Below are 22,189 nucleotides of genomic sequence, written 5' to 3' on the forward strand. Positions count from 1 at the left end.
AGCCGTTCACGCGAGCACCTCGGACTTCCAAAGCGGGGGCTTTACGGGTACGGGCTCGGGCGCCGCCGCCAACAGGGCCCGGGTGTACGGGTCCTGGGGGTGCTCGCAGACGTCGTCGGCGCTGCCGCTCTCCACGATCCGGCCCTGGTGCATGACCGCGATGCGGTGGCTGACCTGCCGGACGACCGCGAGGTCGTGGGCGATGAAGACCAGGGCGAGGCCCAGATCGCGCTGGAGGTCGGTGAGCAGGCCGACGATCTGCGCCTGGACCGAGACGTCGAGCGCGGAGACGGGTTCGTCGCAGATCAGGACGGACGGCTCGGGGGCGAGCGCGCGGGCGATGCCGATGCGCTGGCGCTGCCCGCCGGAGAAGGAGCGCGGGTGCCGGTCGGCCACGGCCGGGTCGAGCCCGGCGAGGGTGAGCAGCTCGGCGACCCGGCGCTCCCGCTCGTCCCGGTCACCGAGTCCGAAGGCGATCAGCGGCTCGGCGACGATCTGGCCGACCGTCATCCGGGGGTTGAGCGAGGCGTAGGGGTCCTGGAACACCATCTGGATCTGCCGGCGCACCGCGTGCAGCTCGCGCCGCGAGGGCCGGGTGACGTCCTGGCCGCGCAGCCGCAGGGTGCCGCCGTCCGAGGGGTGGGCGTGGGCCAGGACCCGGGCCAGGGTGGACTTGCCCGAACCGGACTCCCCCACGATGCCCAGGGTCTCCCCCTCGGCCAGCGTCAGGGACACCTCGTCGAGAGCGGTGAACCCGCGCCCGCGCACCCCGCGCCGCCGGTATGTCTTGCGCAGTCCGTCCGCCTCCAGGACCACGGCCCCGGTCGCCGGGCGGTCGATCCGGGCGGGCGGGGCGGGCGCGGGCAGCGGTTCGGTGCGCCCGGCGGCGGGCAGGCAGGCGGCCCGTACGCCTTCGCTCAGCTCGACCAGCGGGGGCACCCCCGTACGGCAGCGGTCCTCCACCAGCGTGCAGCGCTCCGCGAAGGCGCAGCCGTCCCCGCGGAGGGTCAGGTCGGGCGGGGAGCCGGGGATGCCGGTGAGGCGGGTGCCGGAGGGGGCGGAGAGGCGGGGGACGGCGGCCAGGAGACCGGCGGTGTAGGGGTGGCGGGGGCGGGTGAGGACCTCGGCGATGGGGCCGTCCTCCACGACGGTGCCGCCGTACATGACGAGGACGCGTTCGCAGGAGCGGGCGACGACGCCCATGTTGTGGGTGATGAGGACGAGCGCGGTGCCGGTCTCCCGGTTGAGGTCGGCGAGCAGGGTGAGGATCTGCTCCTGGACGGTGGCGTCGAGCGCGGTCGTCGGTTCGTCGGCGAGCAGGATGTCGGGTTCACCGGCCAGGGCCATGGCGATGAGGATGCGCTGGCGCTGGCCGCCGGAGAACTGGTGCGGGTGGTCGTCGATACGGCGGTGGGGCTCGGGGATGCCGACCCGGTCGAGCAGTTCGACCGCCCGGGCCCGGCGCGCGGCCCGGTCCCGTCCACCGTGGGCCCTCAGCACCTCGTCCAGGTGGCGGCCGACGCTCAGCACCGGGTTCAGGGCCGTCATCGGGTCCTGGAAGATCATGCCGATCCGGGCGCCGCGCACCGCGCGCAGCTCCGCCGCGTTCGCGGCGGCGAGATCCTGCCCGTCCAGCAGGACCGAGCCGGTGGTCAGGCGCCCGGTGCCGGGCAGCATCCGGGTCAGCGCGAGGGCGGTGGTGGACTTGCCGGAGCCGGACTCGCCGACGACGGCCAGCGTCTCGCCCCGGCGCAGGGTGAAGGAGACCCCGCGCACAGCCGGCAGGGTCGAGCCGTCGGGGGTGGTGAACTCGACGCCCAGATCGCGGACTTCGAGCAGTTCGCGGGCGGCTCTCGGTGCTTCGAGCCGTTCGTGGGCGGCCCTCGGTACTTCGAGCAGCTCGTGGGCGGCTCTCGGTGCTTCGAGCAGCTCGTGGGCGGCCCTCGGTACTTCGAGCAGCTCGTGGGCGGCCCTCGGTACTTCGAGCAGCTCGTGGGCGGCCCTCGGTACTTCGAGCAGCTCGTGGGCGGCCCTCGGCTGCACGGCGTGCGGCTGGGCGGCGTGCGGCTGGGCGGTCATCGGCGTACCTCCCGGTTGAGCGCCTCGGCGATGAGCGAGAGTCCGAGGACGAGCGCGGTCACGGTGATCAGCGGCCCGGCCGCGAAGTGCGGGGCCTGGGCGAGATAGGGCATGGACTGGCTCAGCACCGAGCCGAGTGTGGGCTCCGGCGGCCGGACGCCCACCCCGAGGAAGCTCATCGCGCCCTCGATGAAGACGGCGACGGTCAGCGAGACGGCGACCTGCACGACGAGCGGGTCGGCGGCGTTGGGCAGGATGTGCCGGACCAGCACCCGGGGGCCCGAACTGCCCCCGACCCGGGCGGCGGTGACGTACTCCCGCTCCCGCTGGACGAGGATCCCGCCGCGTAGCAGCCGCCCGAACGCCGGGATCTCGGCGAGCGCGATGACCAGGACGACGGGAAGCCGGCCCGGACCGAGGATCGCGGTCACGGCGAGCGCCAGGATCAGGCCCGGGAAGGCCAGGATGAGGTCGAAGATCCGCTGGACGAGGGTGTCGAGGACCGGATGGGCTGCCGCTGCCAGGGCGAAGAGGCAACCGAGGGCCGCGCCGACGGGGACGGCGACCGCGATGATCCCGAGATCGGCGCGGATGCCGTACAGCACCCGGCTGAGCAGGTCGCGGCCGAGGTCGTCGGTGCCGAGCGGGTGCCCGGGGGTGCCGACGGCCGCGAGGCTCAGGCCGCTCTGGTCGGTGGGCCCGTGCCCGGCGATGAGCGGGGCCAGCAGGCCGGCGAGGACGACCGCTCCGACGAGGACGAGGCCGGTGCGGGCCCGGGCGGTGGAGAGGGCGGCAAGGTAGGGGTGGCGAGAGGTCTTGCGGGGGCCGCTGCCCCGGAGGGCTGGGGCAGGTTTCCACAGGGCGACCGGAGAGCCCGGGAGGTCCGGGGCGGTGCCCGGGGCCGGCGGGTCGGCCGGGGCGAGGTCGGGGGTCGAGGTCATGGCGGTGTCACTCCCACCTGATCCGGGGGTCGAGCCAGGCGTACACGAGGTCGGTGAGCAGCTGGACGACGACGAAGACGGCGACCAGGAGGAGCAGGAGGTCCTGGACGACCGGGTAGTCGCGCCGGCTGAGCCCCTGCTCGGCGAGCTGGCCGAGGCCCGGCCAGGCGAAGATCGCCTCGACCAGCACGGCCCCGCCGAGCAGGTGTCCGGTCTGCATGCCGAGCAGGGTGACGACGGGCGGGAGGGCGTTGGGCAGGGCATGGCGCCACAGGAGCCGGCGCGGGGCGACCCCGGCGGCGGTGGCGGTACGGATGTAGTCCTCGGCCAGCGCGCGCTCGATGCCGTCCTTGAGGTAGCGGCCGAGGACGGCGGCGCTCGGCAGGGCGAGGCAGAGGGCGGGCAGCAGCAGGTACTGCGCGGCCAGGTCGGGCGCGCCGAGGAAGGACACCCGTCCGCCCGGCGGCAGCACCCCGAGGACCACCGCGAACAGCAGCACCAGCAGGACGCCGCTGACGAACGGCGGCACGGCGAGGGCGGCGGTCGTCGTCACCCGGATCGCGCTACGGACCCAGCCGCTGCGGGAGGTGGCGCCGAGGATGCCGAAGGCGGTGCCGAGCACGATGACGAACAGCAGGGCGGCCGCCGTGAGTTCGGCGGTGGCGCCGAGCCCGTCGGCGATCAGGTCGGAGACCTGGCCGCCGATCGCGTACGAGGGTCCGAGGTCCCCGGTGAGCAGGGAGCCCATCCAGTGCGCGTACTGGGAGAGCAGGGGCGCGTCCAGGCCGAGCCGTTCACGGATCGCGGCGACGGTCGCCGCGTCCGCGTCGGGCCCGGCCAGCGAGGTGGCCGGGTCGCCGGGGACGAGCCGCAGGATGGTGAAGATCAGGAACGAGGCCCCGAGCAGGACGAGGAGGGCGGAGGGCAGCCGCCTCAGCAGGTAGCCGCGCATGTCACACCAGGTAGGCGTCGTCGAGGTTGAGATAGGAGAACTTGTTCAGGGCGACGCCGTGCAGCCGGTCGGCGTTGACCTGGACCTGGCCGCGGACGACGAGGTCGATGATGAACGCCTCGTCGAGCAGGATCCCGGAGATCCTCTCGTGCCGGGCGTTGGCCTCGGCCGCGCTCGACTCCGGCCTCGTCCAGGCCTCCTGGACGACCTTCGTGTAGGCGGCCGAGCGGTATCCGGAGGTGTTCTTGGCCTCGTTGAACGGGTACGCGCTCACCGCGAGGGTGGAGGGCTGGACCTGGGCGAAGCCGTGGCCCATGGACCACAGCGCCGGCATCTGCTGCGAGATCAGCTTCTTCTGCGCGGTGGCCCCGTCGGTGGGCTCCAGGGTGGTGTGGACGCCGATCTGCTTGAGGTCGTACTGGATGGACTCGGCGATGGCCGTCTCGCCGGGCAACGCGATGTGCAGCAGAGGCAGTTGGAGCTTGCTGTGTCCGGCGGACCTCAGCAGCTCGCGGGCCTTGCCGGGGTTGTGGGTGTAGTGGGTGCGGTGGGCCTCGCTGAAGGCGGGCGAGGACGTGGGCCACGGAGCGGCGGAGGCGAGACCGTAACCGCCGAGGGTCTGCGCGAGGAGCCGGTCGCGGTCGACGGCCCAGGCGAGGGCCTGGCGGACGGTCTTGTCCTTCAGCGGGGCGACGGTGGTGTTGACGCCGAGGTAGCTGGCGCCCGCCCCGGTGTCGTAGTCGGTGATCTTCAGCTGAGGGTCGCTCTTGACGACGCTCAGGCTCTTGCCGGGTACGTGAAAGGAGAGCTGGGACTGACCGGAGCGCAGGGACGAGATCAGCGCGTCGGCCTGGGGTATCACCCGCAGTTCGACGCCGTCGAGGTAGGGGCGGTCCGGCAGCCAGTAGGCGTCGTTGCGGGTCAGGCTGAGCCCGGAGCCGGGACTCCACTTCTTCAGCCTGAACGGGCCGGTGCCGATGAGCTTCTTGCCGGTGACGGCGTCCTCGACGGTCTTCTCATCAGTGATGATCATGAACTCGAAGAGGTCGAAGAGGTTGTTGACCGGGTGCGCGAGCTTGAGCACCAGCTCGTGGTCACCGCGCTTCTCGAACCCGTCGACGGCGGCGGCCGTACTGCGCAACTGGGCGGCGCGCACGGGGTTCTGGAGGTTCTTCACCGCGAAGATCACGTCGTCGGCGGTGAAGGGCCGGCCGTCGTGGAAGGTGACGTCGTCGCGGAGCCGCAGCGTGATGCTGCGCCCGTCCTTCGCGTACGTCCAGGAGGTGGCGAGCTCCGGCTTCGGGGTCAGGTCGTCGTCGTACCGGGTCAGGGTGTTGTAGATCAGCCGCTGCTGCAAGGACTGGCCGCTCTGCGCGAAGAGCAGGGCGGGGACGAAGTCGGCGTTGACAGCGAGGGTGAGAATGCCACCACGCTTGGGCGCGCCACCGGTCTCCTGAGGAGCGGACGAGCTCTCCGAGACCGCCGAGCGGCAGCCCGTCAGGCCCAGTCCGAGCAGCAGGGCGCTGCCGCCGCCGGCGAGCAGGGTGGAGCGCCGGGAGGGCCCGGTGGGCGGGGACGGGGAGGGGTACAGCTCGGTCATCGAAGCCTGCCTGTGACAGTGAGGGACGGTGGGGTGGGGCGAAGCTGGTGCGGACGCCGCTAATTGATTCCGCTGCGGGAGCAATTGAACGGAGACGTGAGCGTCATCGGCGCGCGGAGCACGGGTGCGTGGACATACGGAATCGGGCCGTACGGATCAGGAGCGGGTCGACCGCGAGACGTGGCGCGGAGAGGCGCAGGAACAGCGCTGCTCAGGGCGGTGCCGGGCACCGGACCGGGTCCGTGGAACAGCTCCGCGGCAGGAATCCGCGGAACGAGGAGGGGTCCGGGTCAGCCGCGGACGGCACAGACCGCGCTGGCCTGTCGACAGAGGTCGACGTGCCTGCGGGAGATGAGGCGCATGTCCGGGTTCACGGGAGCAATATGACAGTGGCTTCGCCGGACGGTCAACCCGGTCTGTCCAGATCTTGGTACGAAATCACCTCCTGCCCCATACGCGCGGCTACCGCTGAGAGGTCGCCAAAGGGCTCCTGAACAGGGGATTCAGCGCGATCGTGCCACCGGCGACCGGCAGCACCGTCATTCCGGCATGCGGACTGACGATCCGTTCGGGGTCCCCGCAGACATGGGAGAGATCGACCGCGGCTCCCCTGATCTCCTCCAGGTACTCCGGGTTGAGCAGGCTGGAGTGCTCGGTGACCACGACCAGGTCGGGGTTGAGGACGTCGAGCAGCAGGGCGGTCGCCCGGCCGACCGCGCGGGCCCGCTCGCGCAGCAGCCGGTCCGCCCGCCGGTCCCCGGCCGCCGCCGCGTCCACCAGCAGGAACACATCCGCCTCGGGCACGATCCCGCGTCGCACGGCGGTCCGGGCGACGGCGATGTTGGAGGCCGTCGCCCCCAGGCAGCCGGTCCGCCCGCACGGGCAGGTGACCGTGGAGTCCGGTACGGGCAGGTGGGCGACGTCCCCCGCGCCGGAGCCCGGCCCCTGGTGGACCACCCCGGCGATGCCCAGGGCCGCGTCGACCACGTTGCCGATGAAGAGGTGGACCAGGCTGCGGCGGGCGGCGGGCCGGCCGAAGAGGATCTCGGACTGGGCGATGGCGCGGGCGTGGTTGTCGATGCGTACGTCGATCCCGCCGAGGCCCCGGGAGAGTTCGGCGGCGAGCGGCCGCTGGTGCCAGCCGAGGGTGTCGTGCCGCACCGCCGTCCCGAGTGCGGGGTCCACCCACCCGCCGAGCGCGGCCCCGACTCCCAGGAGGTGGTGGTCCCCGGTGGTGTCGGCGAGGAAGGCGCGCAGCCCGGCGACGACTTCGCGCGAGAGGTCGCCGGGGGCGATGCCGTCGTGCGGGAAGGTGCGGCGGGCCAGCAGCCGGCCGCGCAGGTCCAGCAGGCCGAACGTCGACCCGGGCACCCCGATGTGGACCCCGCCCGCCACCGGGCCGTCGCCCTCCCCGGTGTGCAGGTCGACCGGGATCTGGGGTCTGCCGACGCCGCTGCTCTCCACCCGTTCGGGCAGCTCACGGACGAGGCCGAGGCGGACGAGATCGACGCACTGGCGCGATACGGCGGCGGGGCTGAGTCCGGAGAGCTGGGCGATCGACCCGCGGGCGACGGGCCCGTGGTCGAGCACCGCGCGCAGCACCGTCGCGGCGTTGGCCTCGCGGCGGCCGTCACCGGTGGTCCGGGGGGACGGGGTGGTGATCGTCCGAGGGAGCTGGGGGGCGGCAGTCATGGGGCCTTCCTTCGGTCCTGCGCCACGGGGGCACTCGCAACATTACGGCGGCATGAAATCGCGCCGGGTTCCGCACCCGGTCGACGGGCGGGGTGGCCGACCGGCTCGGGAGCGCCGGGAAAACCGCTGCTCAGCGGCGGTTGACGGTACGTCGCCGGACAGCGGCCGGGCCGTGCGCGAGCGCCGATTCAACCACCGTCGGACACCTCCCGGGGCACGGACGGGTGCTTGACGGACGCGGAGGCGCGCTGGAATTCTCCGGGGCATGTTCGCGACGGCCGTTTCCGACGCGCGGCCCGCCCACGCCGGCCGCTCCGCGGCAGCGCCCGGGTGTCCCCGCCGCTGTACCGCCGCCTGACCGGTCGCCTCTCCGGCCGCGCAGGCCCAGGGACCTCCTGCCGCGGCACCACGCACCGCACGGCAGGACTCCGGCACCCTTCTCCTCCTCCTCACCGGCCCCCGCTTCACCCCTGCTTCTTTGGCGGGGGCCACCCCCGGCCCGATTTAATTTCTCTCCAAGATTAATCAACCAACGGTCTTGGCTCCGAAAGTCCCCTGAAAGGAACCCCGCCATGTCCTCGGCAACCACCGCCCCCGCCGACACCTCCACCCTCACCGTCCAGAAGGTCGGCGGCCGCCTCGGCGCCGTCGTCTCCGGCGTCCGCCTCGGCAACGACCTCTCCCCCGGGACCGTCGCCGGCATCCGGGCGGCGCTCCTCGCCAACAAGGTCGTCTTCTTCCGCGGCCAGGACCACCTGGACGAGGACAGCCACGAGGCGTTCGGCAAACTCCTCGGCACGCCGGTCGCGCACCCCACCGTGCCGTCCGCCGACGGCCGCTACTCCCTCGGCATCGACTCCGACCACGGCGGCCGGGCCAACCAGTGGCACACCGACGTCACCTTCGTCCCCGCCTACCCGGCCTTCTCCATCCTGCGCGCCGTCGTCATCCCGCCGTACGGCGGCAACACCCTGTGGGCCAACACCGCCACCGCGTACGACGGGCTCCCCGAGCCGCTGCGGGTCCTGGCCGACTCCCTGCGCGCGGTCCACTCCAACGACTACGACTACGCGGCGCTGCGTCCGCAGGCCCTGCCCGAGGCGCTGGAGCAGTACAAGAAGGTGTTCACCTCGACGAAGTTCCTCACCGAGCACCCGGTGGTGCGCGTCCACCCCGAGACCGGTGAGCGCACCCTGCTGCTGGGCAACTTCGTGCAGCGGATCGCCGGACTGACCGGCAAGGACTCCCGTACGCTCCTGGACCTGTTCCAGTCGCACATCGAGCGCCCGGAGAACACCGTGCGCTGGCAGTGGCAGGTGGGCGACGTGGCGATCTGGGACAACCGGGCGACCCAGCACTACGGTGTCGACGACTCCGACGCCCACGAGCGCAAGCTGCGCCGCGTCACCATCGACGGGGACGTGCCGGTGGGCGTCGACGGCCGCTCCTCCACGCTCATCTCCCCCGAGGAGGTCCCCGACCCGTCCTTCGGCATCCCGTCCGGAGCCTCCACGGCGGCCTGAGCACCGTCTGTGCCCCTCCCCTGCCATGCGCACCCCGCACCCCGGGCGGTAGCGTCCTGAACAGGACGACCGCCCGGGGTGCGGGTGCGGAACAAGGGGAAAGCGGGCCGGGTACGTGGAGAGCCACAGCGGAATCACCGTGCAGCGGGCGCTGGAGCTGCCGGGGCTGCGTGCGGGCCTCCCGGAGGTGGTGGCCGGCGCGGACCGGCTGAGCCGTACGGTGCGCTGGGTGCACGCGGGCGAGGTGCCCAACATCGCCTCCCTCCTCAAGGGCGGCGAGCTGCTCCTCACCACCGGCCTGGGCCTCGGCACCCGCCCCGCCGAACAGCGCGCCTTCGTCCGCCGCCTCGCCGACCGGGGCATCGCCGCCCTGGTGGTGGAGCTCGGTCCGCGCTTCAGCAGGCTGCCCGCCTCCATCGTGGACGCGGCCCGCGCGGCCGGTCTTCCGCTGGTGCAGCTGCACCGCGAGGTGCCGTTCGTCGCGGTGACCGAGGAGGTGCACACCGAGATCGTCAACGGGCACTACGCCCTGCTCCAGCAGGCGGAGGAGGTGCATCGCCGCGCTACTCGGGCGCTGCTGGACGGTGGCGGGGTGCCGCAGGTCCTCGGCATCCTCGCCGACTTCACCGCCAACCCGGTCTTCCTGGAGACGCCGGACGGGCAGCTCCTGTACGCGGCGTCCACCGGCACCGGCCCGGTGGGCGCGGACCCGCTCCAGGTCTGGGAGGGCATGCGCGGCGACCGGGCGGCCCGGGAGTCCCCGCCGGTGGGCGCGGTCCTGGTGGATGTGCCGGGCGGCGGTCCGGACACCGGTGCCGTACGGGCCCGGCTGGTGCTGCTGGCCGTCTCGGGACCGCTGGCCACCGTGCACCGGATGGCGGCCGAGCGGGCGGCGGGCTTGCTCGCGGTGGTCCTGATGCAGGCCCGACAGGAGGAGGAGCTGGCGGCCCGGGGGCGGGGCGACTTCCTCACCGACCTCGCGGAGGGCCGGATCACCCCGGAGGACGCCCCCGCCCAGGCCCGGGTGCTCGGTTTCCGGCCCGGGGACACCCCGCTGCTCCCGGTCGTGATGCGGCTGGCCCCCGAGCTGTCCCCGTCGGGCAACTGGGCGCTGCTGGCACGGGCGGTGCTGGAGGAGCTGGCCTCGGTCGGCGTACCGGTGCTGCTGGGCGTACGGCCGGTGGAGGGGCGGGTCCCGCTGCTGCTCGGGCTGCGCTCGGAGGGCGAGCGCACGGCGGTCGCGGACCGGGTGGCGGCGGCGCTGCGGGCGGGTGTGGGACGGGCCGGTCTCGACCGCGCCGGGTCGCAGCCGCCGGTGGTCGTGGTCGGCGTCGCGGGCGGCTGGGCCGGGGCGGGCGCCGGGCTGCGGCATGCCTCGGAGACCGCGGCGGCGGCACAGGGCCTGGACGACCGGCCGTGGTACGACGCCCGGCGGCTCGACATCGACCTGCTGCTGTGGCGGCTGCGGGACCACCCGGACCTGGCGGCGTTCGTGAACCGGGCGATCGGCCCGTTGCGCGAGCACGACCGCACCTCGCGCCCGCCGCTGCTGCCGACGCTGCAGGCGTACCTGGCCCACGCGGGCCGCAAGGCGGAGACCGCCCGCGAGCTGCACCTCAACCGCCAGACGCTCTACAACCGGCTGGCCCGGATCGGTGAGCTGCTGGGCACGGACCTGGACGACCCGCAGACGGTCCTGGCCCTCAGCCTGGCACTGCGGGCCCGCCGCCACACCACGTAGGCCTCTTCAGCGGCCGCGCGACAGACCCCTAGGGCCGTGGGGCCAGTGGCTGCGCCAACTCGTCGTACACGCTGAGTACGTGGGCGATGGTGTCGTCCTCGGTCGGCCAACTCGCCGCCTGCGACCGCCCGGCACCGGCCAGCGCGACGCACCGCTCAGGGTCCCCCAGCAGCCGGGCGACCGTACGGGCGAGCGCCTCCGCGTCGCCGTACGGCACCAGTTCGGCGGCCTCGCCGACCAGTTCGGGCACGCCGCCGACCCCGGTCGCCACCAGCGGCACCCCCAGCCGCAGTGCCTCCCGCGCCAGCAGCGAGCGGCCTTCCCAGCGACTGGGCAGCACGGCCAGGTCGGCGGTGGCGAGCAACTCACCGACGTCCTTCCGGCACCCGATCAGGCGGACCGGCAACTCCTCGCTCCTGATGCGTTGTTGCAGGGCCGACCGGTCGCGCCCCTCTCCCGCGATGACGAGCAGGGGCACCGGGTCGAGACCGCGCCAGTGGCGGGCCGCGTCCAGCAGGGTGTCGAACCCGTGGTGCGGCACCAGGCTGCCGACGGCCATCAGCAACGGTCGCTCGACCGCCCCCAGTTCGGCCCGCACCTTGCCCGCGTCCAGAGCCCCGGCCGACCGCGGCAGCGGAGCGGCGAGCGGGGCCAGCCGTGCGTCCCGGGCCCCTCGCCGGCGCGCCCGGTCCACCAGGTCGGAGGAGGGGGCGAGGACAACGGCCGCCGCCCGTACGGCTCGTCGCTCCAGCAGGTGCAGGATCTGCCGGCGGGCCCCTTCGGCGTACCGGCGGGTGTGCCAGGTCATCACCAGCGGCACGGTCCGCCCGCTGAGGGCCAGGGCGGTGCGGGACGCGGCGTGCAGCCCGTGGGCGTGGACCACGTCGGCCCCCGCGCAGGCGGCCCGCAGCGCGGCGACGGCGGCCGGGTCGCTGCGCCGGGGCACCGGAAGGAAGTGGGCCCCGGCGGCGGTGAAGTCGTAGGCGTCGTCCACCGCCGGCGGCGCGCAGACGGTGACGTGCACCCCGCGCGCCACGAGCCCGGCGGTCAGCGAACCGACGTGCGCGCTGCTGCCCGCACTGCCGCCGCCCAGGACTTGGACCGTACGCAGCTGTGACACGTTGATTGGCTCCCCGGGGTCCCCGAGTCGGCGGTAAGGACAGCGCCAAGGATGCCAGTCCGCACGCACGTTCCGGCACTGCCGGAACGTTGCTGCCGGGCACCCGGCAACAACCGGCCACACGGCACCACTCTCACGGGTGAATTTCGAGGCTCACCGGTGACCCATGTCATACGGGAAAGACGTGGCTACGGGAACGGGTCCGGCCATGCGTACGGGTTCGGACGGGGAGCCCCCGCCCGAACCCGTGAGGCGTCAGCCCCCGCTACGCGTCCTTGCGCGCCGTGGCCAGCAGCTCCTCGGCATGGGCACGGGCCGTCTCGGAGTCCTCCTGGCCCGCCAGCATCCGGGACAACTCCCGGACCCGGTCCTCGCCCTCCAGGACGGTGACCCCGCTGCGGGTCACCGAGCCGTCCACGGTCTTCTCGACCAGCAGCTGCCGGTCGGCGAAGGCCGCCACCTGCGGCAGGTGCGTCACGACCACCACCTGTGCGGTCCGGGCGAGCTTGGCCAGGCGCCGCCCGACCTCGACCGCCGCCTTGCCGCCGACGCCCGCGTCGACCTCGTCGAAGAGGTACGTGGGCACCGGGTCGGAGCCCGCGAAGACGACCTCGACCGCGAGCATCACCCGGGAGAGCTCACCGCCCGACGCGCCCTTGGCGATCGGCCGGGGCTGGGCCCCGGGATGCGGGGCGAGCAGCAGCTCGACCTCGTCGGCGCCCGAAGGGCCGTAGGCGACGCTCCGCCCGCCGATGTCGATGCCGGACGCCTCGTCCGCCGCCTCGGTCTGCCGGATGGCGAAGGAGACCCGGGCGTGCGGCATGGCGAGCGAGGCCAGCTCCTGGGTGACCGCCGCCGCGAACCGGGCGGCGGCCTCCGTCCGGGCATCGGTCAACGCCTGCCCCAGCGCGGACAGTTCCGAGCGCAACACGTCCCGCTCGGCCGTCAGCTCGCCGATCCGCTCGTCGTCGCCCTCCAGCTCGGTGAGCCGGCCCGCCCCTTCCTGCGCCCAGGCGAGCACGGCCGCGATGTCCTCGCCGTACTTGCGGGTCAGAGTGGTCAGCGCGGCCCGGCGCTCCTCCACGGCGGCCAGCCGCAGCGGATCGGCCTCCAGCTGGTCGGCGTACCCGGCCAGCTCGCCGGAGATGTCGGCGATCAGGATGGAGATCTCCCCGATCCGGTCCGCCAGCGCGGCCAGCGCCGGATCGTGGGCCCGGACCCCGTCCAGCGCCTGTCCGGCGGCGGCGACCACCGTCGTCGCGTCGACGCTCTCCGGGTCCTCGGGGTTCCCCGCCAGCGCGGTGTGCGCGAGGGAGGCGGCCGAGGCCAGGGCCTCGGCGTGCCCGAGCCGCTCCGCCTCGGCGGCCAGCTCGGCGTCCTCCCCCGGCAGCGGCTCCACGGCGGCGACCTCGTTCAGCCCGAAGCGCAGCAGATCCGCCTCCTGGGCCCGCTCCCGGGCCCGGGTGGTCAGCTCCTCGAGTTCGGCGGCGACGGCCCGCAGCCGCCGGTAGGCCGCCGCGTACGCGGCGTGCGGGACCTCCACACCGTCCCCGGCGTACCGGTCCAGCGCCTGCCGCTGCCGCGCGGGCTTGAGCAGGCCCTGCTGGTCGGTCTGCCCGTGCACGGCGACCAGCTCGTCCGCGAGCTCGGTGAGGACCCCCACCGGCACGGATCTGCCGCCGAGATGGGCCCGGGAGCGTCCTTCCGCCGAAACGGTACGGCTGATGAGCAGCGCACCGTCCTCGATCTCCGCCCCGGCCTCCTCGGCCCGCAGCGCCGCCGCGTCGCCCTCGGACACCGTGATCCGGCCCTCGACGACCGCGGCCTTGGCCCCGACCCGTACGAGGGCGGGATCGGCGCGCCCGCCGAGCAGCAGCCCGAGGCTCGTGACGACCATGGTCTTGCCCGCGCCGGTCTCACCCGTCACCGCGGTGAAACCGGGTGACAGCTCCACCACCGCGTCGTCGATGACTCCGAGCGACCGTATCCGCATCTCCTCCAGCACGGACATGACCTTACGAGGTTCCGAGGCGGACGCGCGACGGCCCCCGCTCCCGGATTCACTCTCCCGAGCGTTCCTGAGGGTCGCGGGGGCCGCGAGGCGTCCTCGGCAGCCGTCAGTGCGGCGCGCCCCGCCACCCCGAGACGGGCAGCGCGAACTTGGCCACCAGCCGGTCGGTGAACGAGGCCTGGTGCAGCCGCGCCAGCCGTACGGGCACCGCACCGCGCCGCACCTCGACCCGGGCCCCGGAGGGCAGCTGAACGGTCCGCCGGCCGTCGCACCACAGCACCCCGTGCGGGGTGTGCGGCTGGACCTCGACGGCGAGCACGGACGTGGGCGAGGTCACCAGCGGTTTGGCGAACAGGGCGTGGGCGCTGATCGGGACCATCAGCAGCGCCTCCACCTCGGGCCAGACGACGGGCCCGCCCGCCGAGAAGGCGTACGCGGTCGAGCCGGTCGGGGTGGCGCAGACGATCCCGTCGCAGCCGAACCCGGTCACCGGCCGGCCGTCGATCTCCAGGACGACTTCGAGCATCCGCTCGGGCGACACCTTCTGCACCGCCGCTTCGTTGAGCGCCCAGTCGGTGTGGACGATCTCGCCGTTGCTGTGCACGATGACGTCGATCGTCATGCGCTCCTCGACCTCGTAGTCGCGGGTGACGACCCGCGAGACCACCTTGTCGAGGTCGTCGCGCTCGGCCTCGGCGAGGAAGCCGACCCGCCCGAGGTTGACGCCGAGCATCGGCACACCGGAGGCGCGGGAGAACTCCGCGCCGCGCAGCAGGGTCCCGTCACCGCCGAGGACGATCAGCAGCTCGCAGCCGTCCACGGCGACGGGCGAGGTGTCGGTGACCGTCTCCACGGCGTCCGGGAGCGGCAGATCGGCCGCCTCCGTCGCCAGGACCCGCACGCCGAGCCCGTTGCGCAGCAATCCCTGCACGACGAGCTCCGCGCTGCGGATCGCGGCCGGGCGGCCGGTGTGCGCCAAAAGAAAGACTGTTCGTGCCGCATTCGTCGTCAACGAGGCCCCTCCGCCACTGCACGGTCGACATCCGCGGGATCCAGCTCAGGTGCGCCGGCCCGCAGCCACAGAAAGTACTCGACGTTCCCCGAGGGTCCGGGCAGCGGACTGGCCGTCACCCCCCGTACGCCGAGGCCCAGACCCCAGGCCCGGCGCGCCACTTCACGTACCGCTTCGGCGCGCAGCTCGGCACTGCGCACCACCCCGCCGCTGCCGAGCCGTTCCTTGCCCACCTCGAACTGCGGCTTGACCATGAGGACCAGATCCGCCTCGGACGCCGTGCACCGGGCCAGGGCGGGCAGCACGAGCCCCAGCGGAATGAAGGACAGATCCCCCACCACCAGGTCGACCGCCTCCCCGTCGATGTCCTCCAAGGTCAACTCCCGCACGTTGGTACGGTCCTTGACGACGACGCGTTCGTCGGACTGCAGCGACCAGGCGAGCTGCCCGTAGCCGACGTCGACCGCGACGACCTGCCGGGCCCCGGCCCGCAGCAGGACGTCGGTGAACCCGCCGGTCGACGCCCCGGCGTCCAGCGCCCGCCGCCCCTCGACGGTGAGCCCGAGCGGGACGAAGGCGGCGAGCGCCCCGGCCAGCTTGTGCCCGCCGCGCGAGACGTAGTCGGGGTCGTCGTCGTCCTTGGTCACGACGATCGCGGCGGCCGTCTCGACCTGGGTGGCGGGTTTGGTCGCGGTGGTCCGGCCGACGGTGACCCGCCCGGCGGCGATCAGCTGACTCGCGTGCTCGCGCGAGCGGGCGAGCTTGCGGCGTACCAGCTCGGCGTCGAGGCGGCGACGTGCCACTCCTGCCACGTTCGGTTCAGCTCCTGTGGTCGTGCGGGTCGTACGAAGGTGTGGTTACGGGCCTGGGCCCGGGTGCGGCGGCCGGACGGGCGTCCAGCGAGGTCAGCGCGGACTTGAGCCCACGGTGTACATCCTCGTACACCTCGGTGTGCCCGTCGGCCGGGAGGTGGTCCGCATCGGCCAGCCGCTCCAGCAGCCCGTCGACCTCGGCCCGTCCGGTGGGGGTACGCCCCACGCCCAGGGGCGCGGGCCCGTCGGGCTCGAAGGAGGGCGCCCCGGCCGCGGGCCCGTCCTGCGGCGGGTCCGGCTCCTCGGGCGGGTCCACGGGCGGCGTCCCCGCCTCCGGCATCCAGTCGCTCATGCCGGAACGCTACCGCGACGGGCCGGTGTACCGTCGAGCACAATGGCGACCATGGCGGAGTGCCGCAGCGCACTGAGAAGACTTTCCGACAACCTCGCGGCGGCGGACAGCGACGTACGCGGCGCCGCCGCGCTCGACCGCTCGCTGAGTTGTCACATCAAGGACCTCGACATCACGTTCACCGGCCGCCTGGCCGACGGCCGGATCCGGGTCCAGGACACGATCGAGGGCCCGCCCCGCGAAAAGGCCGAGATCCGACTGGCGATGACGGGCGACGTCCTGGTGGCCCTGGTGGACGGCGAGCTGAACTTCGCGAAGGCGTGGGCCTCGGGCCGCGTACGCCTGGAGGCCGGCTTCCGGGACCTGCTGAAACTGCGATCGATGCTGTAGCAGCACGCTCAAGCCCGTGCGGCCCGCGCGATCACGTCCGTGCGGTGGCACACCGACGCGGGTGCGGCGGCACGATCACGCCGGTGCGGCGGCAGGATCCAGTCCGTCCGGCGATCGAGGACCGGGCGCCCACCAACGCGCCACCCGCACACACCCACCGCCCTCAGGCGGCCACCTTCCGGGCCTTCCGGGCCGCCGGCACGACGAGCGGCGTCCCGGTCTCGGGATCATCGATCACCTGGCACCGCATCCCGAACACCCGCTCCACCAACGCCGCGTCGACCACGTCCGAAGGCGCCCCCTCCGCGACGACCTCCCCGTCCCGCATCGCGATGAGGTGCGTGGCGTACCGCGCGGCGTGGTTCAGGTCATGGAGCACGGCGACCAGCGTCCGCCCCTGCGTCTCGTGCAGCTCCGCGCACAGGTCGAGGACATCGATCTGGTGCTGGATGTCGAGATACGTCGTCGGCTCGTCGAGCAGCAGCAGCGGCGTCTGCTGGGCCAGTGCCATGGCGATCCAGACCCGCTGGCGCTGGCCGCCGGACAGTTCGTCGACGTAGCGGTCGGCCAGTTCGGCCACCCCGGTCGACTCCATGGACTCCTGGACCACCCGCTCGTCCTCCGGCGACCACTGCCGCAGCAGCCCCTGGTGGGGGTAGCGGCCACGGGCGACGAGGTCGGCGACGGTAATGCCGTCGGGGGCGATGGAGGACTGCGGGAGCAGCCCCAGCGTGCGCGCGACCTTCTTCGCGGGCAGCTGGTGGATGACCTCCCCGTCCAGCAGCACCTGTCCCCGGCTCGGCTTCAGCATCCGGGCGAGCGAGCGCAGCAGGGTCGACTTGCCGCAGGCGTTGGGCCCGACGATCACCGTGAAGGAGTTGTCGGGTATCTCGACCGAGAGATCCTCGGCGATGATCCGCTGGTCGTAGCCGAGGGTCACCGATTCCGCGGTGAGGCGCTGCATGGTCGTACTCCCGGAGTCATCAGAGGGTGTCCGGCGGGTCAGGGCCGGACAGACCGCCGACCGACACCAGGTTAGGTCACCCTATCTTCCCCATGGCGTCCCGTGTCACCCCTGCCTCCGCGGCCGACGGCCGGTGTCCCCGCCGGGGGCCGGCTACAGCCCGAGCCGGACGACGGCCTTCTCCGTCTCCAGCCCGAACATCCCGCTCCCGGCGAAGGTCCACGCGGCACCGCAGAGCGCCCGCAGCCCGTCCAGCGGATCCCCCTCGCCCGCCAGGACCAGCTCCCGCCCGTCACGCACGGCGGCCGTCCACCCTCCGCACCGGAACACCTCGCCCGCGCCCCCCTCCGAAGGCTTCGAACGCTCCGATGTCACCTCGGGCTGCCCGGTGAGCAGCCCCCGCAGATCCCGGTCCACGTACGTCGGCCGGTGCTGCGGCGGGGCGGCGAGCAGCTGGGCCGCGTCGGTCACCCCGGTCAGCACGAGCAGCGAGTCCACGCCCCCGTTGAACGCGCCCTCGATGTCGGTGTCCAGCCGGTCCCCGACGACGAGCGGGCGCTTCGCCCCGGTCCGCAGCACGGTCTCCCGGTGCATCGGCGGCAACGGCTTCCCCGCCACCTGCGGTTCCGCGCCGGTGGCGATCCGTACAACCTCCACGGCGGCACCGTTGCCCGGCGCGATACCCCGGGCGCCCGGAATGGTCAGGTCCGTGTTGGACGCGTACCACGGCAGCCCGCGCGCGACGGCGTAACTCGCCTCGGCGAACCGCCCCCACGCCAGATCCGGCCCTCCGTACCCCTGGACCACCGCCGCCGGATCGTCGTCCGCCGACTCCACCGGCACCAGACCGCGCTCCCGCAGGGCGACCCGCAGCCCTTCGCCACCGACGACCAGCACCCGGGAGCCGGCGGGCAGCTGATCGGCCATCAGCCGGGCGACCGCCTGGGCCGAGGTGATCACGTCGGCGGCCCCGGCGGGCACGCCCAGCTCCGTCAGGTGCTCGGCCACCGCGTCCGGCGGGCGCAGGGCGTTGTTGGTGACGTACGCGAGGTGCATCCCGCCGTCCCGCGCGGTGCCCAGCGACTCCACGGCGTGGACGATCGCCTCGCCCCCCGCGTAGACCACTCCGTCCAGGTCGAGGAGGGCCGTGTCGTACGCCTCATTCAGCGCCGCGCTGCTCCCCGACGGCCGGTACCTGTCGTGCTGCTGGCTCATATGGCTCCGTTCCCTCTTCGTGCTTCTCCCCCGATCATCGCGCATGCCCCGTGCACACATACGATGCTCAGATGAACACTTCAGGCCCCGACGAGCAGGGGCTGCGGCTGATCCCGTTCCGTGGACTGCGTTACGTCCCCGAGCGGGTCGGCAGCCTGGCCGCGGTGACCTCACCCCCGTACGACGTGGTGGTCAGGCCCGACGGTCTGCACCACCTGGAATCGGCGGACCCGCACAACATCGTGCGCCTCATCCTCCCCCAGGCGGACACCGCCGAGGACCGGCACCGGCAGGCGGCGCGGACACTGGAGCGGTGGCTGGCCGAAGAGGTCATCGCCCCGGATCCGGCGCCCACGCTGTACGTCTACGAGCAGCGCAGGGGCGAGATCCTCCAGCGCGGCCTGATCGGCGCCCTGGCCCTCTCCCCCGCCGCCGACGGGATCGTGCTGCCGCACGAGGACGTCATGGACGACATCGTCGCGGACCGCGCGGAGCTGATGCGCACGATGCAGGCCCACCTGGAGCCGCTGCTGCTGACCTACCGGGGCGGCGAGGGAGACCGGGAAGGCGCCGCTGCGGTCATCGAGCGCACGGCCGAGCGCCCCCCGCTGCTCTCCACCACGACGGAGGACGGGTTCCACCACCGCCTCTGGTCCGTCACCGACCCGGCCGAGCGCGCCGAGATCGAGACGGACCTCGCCCGCCACCAGGCCCTGATCGCCGACGGGCACCACCGCTGGGCCACCTATCTCCGGCTCCAGCGGGAACAGCCCGCCCCAGGCCCCTGGGACTTCGGCCTGGTGCTCCTCGTCGACACGGCCCGCCACCCGCTCCAGGTCCGCGCCATCCACCGGTTGCTGCGCGGCCTGCCGGTGGCCCGGGCCCTGGGCGCGCTGGCGGGCCTCTTCCGGATCCGTACGGTCGAAGGCCCGCTGCCCCGGGCGCTGGAGGCCTTGGCCGGCGCGGCGGCGGAGAGCAACGCGTTCCTCCTCGCCGGCGACGGCGGCTTCCACCTGGTGGACCGCCCCGACCCGGCCCTGCTGGCCAGGACGATCCGCACGGACCGCCCCGAGGCCTGGCGCACCCTGGACGCGACGGTCCTGCACTCGGCGCTGCTCGACGACGTCTGGCGGATCCCCGACGCCCCTGAGCACATCGGCTACATCCACGACACCGAGGCGGCCGTCGAGCAGGCCGAACGCCTCGGCGCCACGGCGGTGCTCATGCATCCGGTACGCGAAGGAGTCGTCCGGGACCTGGCCAGGCAGGGCGTCACCATGCCCCGTAAGTCGACATCCTTCGGCCCGAAGCCGGCGACGGGCCTGGTCATGCGCAGCCTGACCATCGACTGACGAGGCCGGCGGGCATACAGGAAGGGGCGGCACTCCTCGGGAGTGCCGCCCCTTCCTGTATTTCGCTACCGGCTACCAGCTACCTGCGCTCTTCAGCGCCTAGCCCTTGGCCGCCTCATCGCCCTGCTCGTCCTCGTCGTCCTCGTCGTCCTCGTCGTCGTCCTCGGACGTATCGTCGACGGACGGGACGGTCCCGGCTGCCTCGGCGACATCGACGGTCCCCACGACCTCGTCGTCACCCAGGGCATCGACGAATTCCACTCCGTCCAGCTCGGCCAGCCGGTCCGACGCGTCGGTCGAGCCGTCCTTGTCGGCCTCCAAGGCCTTGCCGAACCACTCGCGGGCCTCGTCCTCGCGCCCCGCCTCAAGCAGCGCGTCCGCGTAGGCGTAGCGAAGGCGCGGTGTCCACGGCTGGATGGAGTTGGAGGCGAGTTCGGGGCTTTGCAGCGTGACGATGGCGGCGTCGATCTGCCCCATGTCCCGACGGGCCCCGGCGGCCACCAGCCGCATCTCGACCTGGCCGGCCTTGTCCAGCTTCTGCACCTCGGGCTCACCGGCCATGGCCATGGCCCGCTCGGGCCGGCCGAGACCACGCTCGCAGTCCGCCATGACGGGCCACAGGTCCACCGACCCGGTCATCCGCCGGGAGGCCCGGAACTCGGCGAGCGCCTCCGCGTACTTCTGCGTCGCGTAAGCCGCGAAGCCGGCCGCTTCCCGCACGGCGGCGACACGCGAGGCCAGCCGCAGAGCGATACGGGCGTAGGCGTACGCCTCCTCCGGGTCCTCGTCGATCAGCCGGGCCACCATGACGAGGTTGCGCGCGACGTCCTCGGCAAGGGTCTTCGGCAGGCTCATGAGCTCCTGGCGTACGTCCTTGTCGATCTCGTCACCGGTGACGTCGTCGGGAATGGGCAGCCGCTTGATCGGCTCACGGTCCCGGTCGTCCCTGCCCCGGAATCCGCCACGGTCACGGTCGTCACGCTGCCCGCCGCGGTAGCCACCACGGTCCCGGTCGCGGTCCCGGTCGTCCCGCCGGAAGCCACCGCCGGAGCCACCCCCACGATTGTCGTCACGGCGGAAGCCGCCACCGCGGGGGCGGTCATCGTCGCGGCGGGGGCCGCGCGGCCGGTCGTCACGACGCTCGAACCCACCACCACTGGGGCGACCGCCACGGTTGTCGTCACGCTGCTGACCACCGCGGTAACCACCACGGTCGTCATCACGACGAGGCCCACGATCCCGATCGCGGTCCCGGTCGTCCCGCCGGAAGCCACCACCGGAGCCACCGCCACGGTCGTCACGGCGGAACCCACCACCGGCGCCACCCCCACGGTTGTCATCACGGCGGTAACCGCCACCGCTGGGGCGGTCATCGTCACGACGCGGCCCACGCGGCCGGTCATCACGACGCTCGAACCCACCACCGCTCGGACGGCCACCACGGTCGTCATCACGACGGAACCCACCGCCGGAGCCACCGCCCCGGTTGTCATCCCGCCGGAAGCCACCGCCGGAGCCACCACCACGGTTGTCGTCACGGCGGAAGCCGCCACCGCTGGGGCGGTCATCGTCGCGGCGGGGGCCGCGCGGCCGGTCGTCACGACGCTCGAACCCACCACCACTGGGGCGACCACCACGGTCATCGTCACGACGGAACCCACCGCCGCCGCGGTTGTCGTCGCGCCGGAAACCGGCACCAGCCTTGCCACCACGGTCGTCACGGCGGAAACCGCCGCCGGCGCTACCGCTGCGGTCATCACGACGGAACCCACCGCCGGAGCCACCCCCACGGTTGTCGTCACGGCGGAAACCGCCACCGCTGGGGCGGTCGTCATCGCGGCGGGGCCCACGCGGCCGGTCGTCACGACGCTCGAACCCACCACCGCTCGGACGGCCACCACGGTCGTCATCACGACGGAACCCACCGCCGGAGCCACCGCCCCGGTTGTCATCCCGCCGGAAGCCACCGCCGGAGCCACCGCCACGGTTGTCATCGCGGCGCGGCCCACGATCCCGGTCGCGGTCCCGGTCATCACGGCGGAAGCCGCCGCCGGAAGGCCGGCTGTCATCCCGGCGCGGGCCGCGGTCGTTGTCACGTCGAGGCGCTGCGGAACCGGACCGGTCGTCACGACCACCGCGGAAACCGCCCCGGTCACCACCGTCCCGGCGACGCGGCTCGCGCTCCGGACGATCGTCGGGAGAGTTGGTGGACATGGGTGTGACTCCTGTCTTCGGGTACCACAGACATTCTCGCGCAGCCGACCGTCCGACGCGCTTCGACAAAAACAAAAGGACCCCTGGTCCCAGCGTGAACGCTGGGACCAGGGGTCCTTGAAAGATTGTTCGGCGGCGTCCTACTCTCCCACAGGGTCCCCCCTGCAGTACCATCGGCGCTGAAAGGCTTAGCTTCCGGGTTCGGAATGTAACCGGGCG

At 73.3% G+C, this 22,189-nt stretch carries 19 protein-coding genes and 1 rRNA gene; 4 read left to right on the top strand and 16 right to left on the bottom strand.

All coding sequences use genetic code 11. The annotated features are described in order from the left end of the window. Positions 1-6: 6 nt before the first annotated feature. The 6 genes from ACIQAK_RS16620 to ACIQAK_RS16645 all read right to left on the bottom strand — a co-directional run bounded on the left by ACIQAK_RS16620 (position 7) and on the right by ACIQAK_RS16645 (position 7,264). Entirely contained in the window at positions 7-2,079 is a 2,073-nt protein-coding gene (locus ACIQAK_RS16620) for an ABC transporter ATP-binding protein (RefSeq protein ID WP_366392738.1), read from the bottom strand. Next, positions 2,076-3,020 (bottom strand): ABC transporter permease, encoded by a 945-nt coding sequence (locus tag ACIQAK_RS16625; RefSeq protein WP_366392737.1) that lies wholly within the window; start codon positions 3,018-3,020, stop codon positions 2,076-2,078. Before ACIQAK_RS16625 ends, ACIQAK_RS16620 begins: the two co-directional genes overlap by 4 nt. 7 nt (positions 3,021-3,027) lie before the next feature. Further along, a complete protein-coding gene (locus tag ACIQAK_RS16630; RefSeq protein ID WP_366392736.1) occupies positions 3,028-3,972 on the bottom strand; it encodes an ABC transporter permease in 945 nt (314 codons plus the stop codon). A gap of 1 nt (position 3,973) precedes the next feature. Then, complete coding sequence (locus ACIQAK_RS16635; RefSeq protein ID WP_366392735.1) at positions 3,974-5,572, bottom strand: ABC transporter substrate-binding protein; 1,599 nt, start codon at positions 5,570-5,572, stop codon at positions 3,974-3,976. A 290-nt stretch (positions 5,573-5,862) separates the two neighbouring features. Next, positions 5,863-5,934, bottom strand: a complete 72-nt coding sequence (locus ACIQAK_RS16640; protein ID WP_311597362.1) for a putative leader peptide — start codon at positions 5,932-5,934, stop codon at positions 5,863-5,865. 100 nt (positions 5,935-6,034) lie between these two features. Beyond that, positions 6,035-7,264, bottom strand: a complete 1,230-nt coding sequence (locus ACIQAK_RS16645; RefSeq protein ID WP_366392734.1) for an ROK family transcriptional regulator — start codon at positions 7,262-7,264, stop codon at positions 6,035-6,037. Positions 7,265-7,836: 572 nt separating this feature from the next. Between ACIQAK_RS16645 and ACIQAK_RS16650 the strand changes: the two genes are divergently transcribed. Further along, positions 7,837-8,787, top strand: a complete 951-nt coding sequence (locus ACIQAK_RS16650) for a TauD/TfdA family dioxygenase (RefSeq protein ID WP_366392733.1) — start codon at positions 7,837-7,839, stop codon at positions 8,785-8,787. A gap of 115 nt (positions 8,788-8,902) precedes the next feature. Next, positions 8,903-10,528: a PucR family transcriptional regulator gene (locus ACIQAK_RS16655; RefSeq protein WP_366392732.1), complete on the top strand. Its 1,626-nt coding sequence runs from the start codon at positions 8,903-8,905 to the stop codon at positions 10,526-10,528. A gap of 28 nt (positions 10,529-10,556) precedes the next feature. On the opposite strand, the gene ACIQAK_RS16660 is transcribed toward ACIQAK_RS16655, so the two are convergent. The 5 genes from ACIQAK_RS16660 to ACIQAK_RS16680 all read right to left on the bottom strand — a co-directional run bounded on the left by ACIQAK_RS16660 (position 10,557) and on the right by ACIQAK_RS16680 (position 15,835). Further along, on the bottom strand, positions 10,557-11,648 hold the full coding sequence (locus tag ACIQAK_RS16660; protein ID WP_366392731.1) for a glycosyltransferase family 4 protein: 1,092 nt from the start codon (positions 11,646-11,648) through the stop codon (positions 10,557-10,559). Positions 11,649-11,913: 265 nt separating this feature from the next. Continuing rightward, positions 11,914-13,659, bottom strand: coding sequence for a DNA repair protein RecN (recN, locus tag ACIQAK_RS16665; protein WP_366392730.1), 1,746 nt, complete (start codon positions 13,657-13,659; stop codon positions 11,914-11,916). 106 nt (positions 13,660-13,765) lie between these two features. Continuing rightward, the gene (locus tag ACIQAK_RS16670; RefSeq protein WP_366392729.1) at positions 13,766-14,671 is read right to left on the bottom strand and encodes an NAD kinase; all 906 of its coding nucleotides are present in this window, start codon (positions 14,669-14,671) and stop codon (positions 13,766-13,768) included. Beyond that, positions 14,668-15,483 carry a TlyA family RNA methyltransferase gene (locus ACIQAK_RS16675; RefSeq protein WP_366392728.1) on the bottom strand — a complete coding sequence of 272 codons (816 nt, stop codon included), beginning with the start codon at positions 15,481-15,483 and terminating at the stop codon, positions 14,668-14,670. Before ACIQAK_RS16675 ends, ACIQAK_RS16670 begins: the two co-directional genes overlap by 4 nt. A 7-nt stretch (positions 15,484-15,490) precedes the next feature. Continuing rightward, entirely contained in the window at positions 15,491-15,835 is a 345-nt protein-coding gene (locus tag ACIQAK_RS16680; RefSeq protein ID WP_366392727.1) for a hypothetical protein, read from the bottom strand. 42 nt (positions 15,836-15,877) lie between these two features. On the opposite strand from ACIQAK_RS16680, the gene ACIQAK_RS16685 reads away from it, so the two are divergent. Further along, positions 15,878-16,225 (top strand): SCP2 sterol-binding domain-containing protein, encoded by a 348-nt coding sequence (locus ACIQAK_RS16685; protein ID WP_366392726.1) that lies wholly within the window; start codon positions 15,878-15,880, stop codon positions 16,223-16,225. A 163-nt stretch (positions 16,226-16,388) separates the two neighbouring features. Here ACIQAK_RS16685 and ACIQAK_RS16690 read toward each other — a convergent pair whose 3' ends face one another. Continuing rightward, complete coding sequence (locus ACIQAK_RS16690; RefSeq protein ID WP_366392725.1) at positions 16,389-17,189, bottom strand: ABC transporter ATP-binding protein; 801 nt, start codon at positions 17,187-17,189, stop codon at positions 16,389-16,391. A 153-nt stretch (positions 17,190-17,342) separates the two neighbouring features. Next, positions 17,343-18,404 (bottom strand): HAD-IIA family hydrolase, encoded by a 1,062-nt coding sequence (locus tag ACIQAK_RS16695; RefSeq protein ID WP_366392724.1) that lies wholly within the window; start codon positions 18,402-18,404, stop codon positions 17,343-17,345. Positions 18,405-18,475: 71 nt separating this feature from the next. Between ACIQAK_RS16695 and ACIQAK_RS16700 the strand changes: the two genes are divergently transcribed. Then, positions 18,476-19,756, top strand: a complete 1,281-nt coding sequence (locus tag ACIQAK_RS16700) for a DUF1015 domain-containing protein (protein ID WP_366392723.1) — start codon at positions 18,476-18,478, stop codon at positions 19,754-19,756. A 99-nt stretch (positions 19,757-19,855) separates the two neighbouring features. Here ACIQAK_RS16700 and ACIQAK_RS16705 read toward each other — a convergent pair whose 3' ends face one another. From ACIQAK_RS16705 to rrf, 3 genes are all read right to left on the bottom strand, one after another. Next, positions 19,856-20,611 (bottom strand): tetratricopeptide repeat protein, encoded by a 756-nt coding sequence (locus ACIQAK_RS16705; protein WP_366392722.1) that lies wholly within the window; start codon positions 20,609-20,611, stop codon positions 19,856-19,858. Continuing rightward, positions 20,608-21,852: a hypothetical protein gene (locus ACIQAK_RS16710; protein ID WP_366392721.1), complete on the bottom strand. Its 1,245-nt coding sequence runs from the start codon at positions 21,850-21,852 to the stop codon at positions 20,608-20,610. The genes ACIQAK_RS16705 and ACIQAK_RS16710 overlap by 4 nt, the downstream gene beginning before the upstream one ends. Positions 21,853-22,097: 245 nt before the next feature. Continuing rightward, positions 22,098-22,189 (bottom strand): 5S ribosomal RNA (rrf, locus tag ACIQAK_RS16715); the annotation flags it as partial.

It is taken from the genome of Streptomyces sp. NPDC088706, from assembly GCF_044752765.1.
GTDB lineage: Bacteria > Actinomycetota > Actinomycetes > Streptomycetales > Streptomycetaceae > Streptomyces.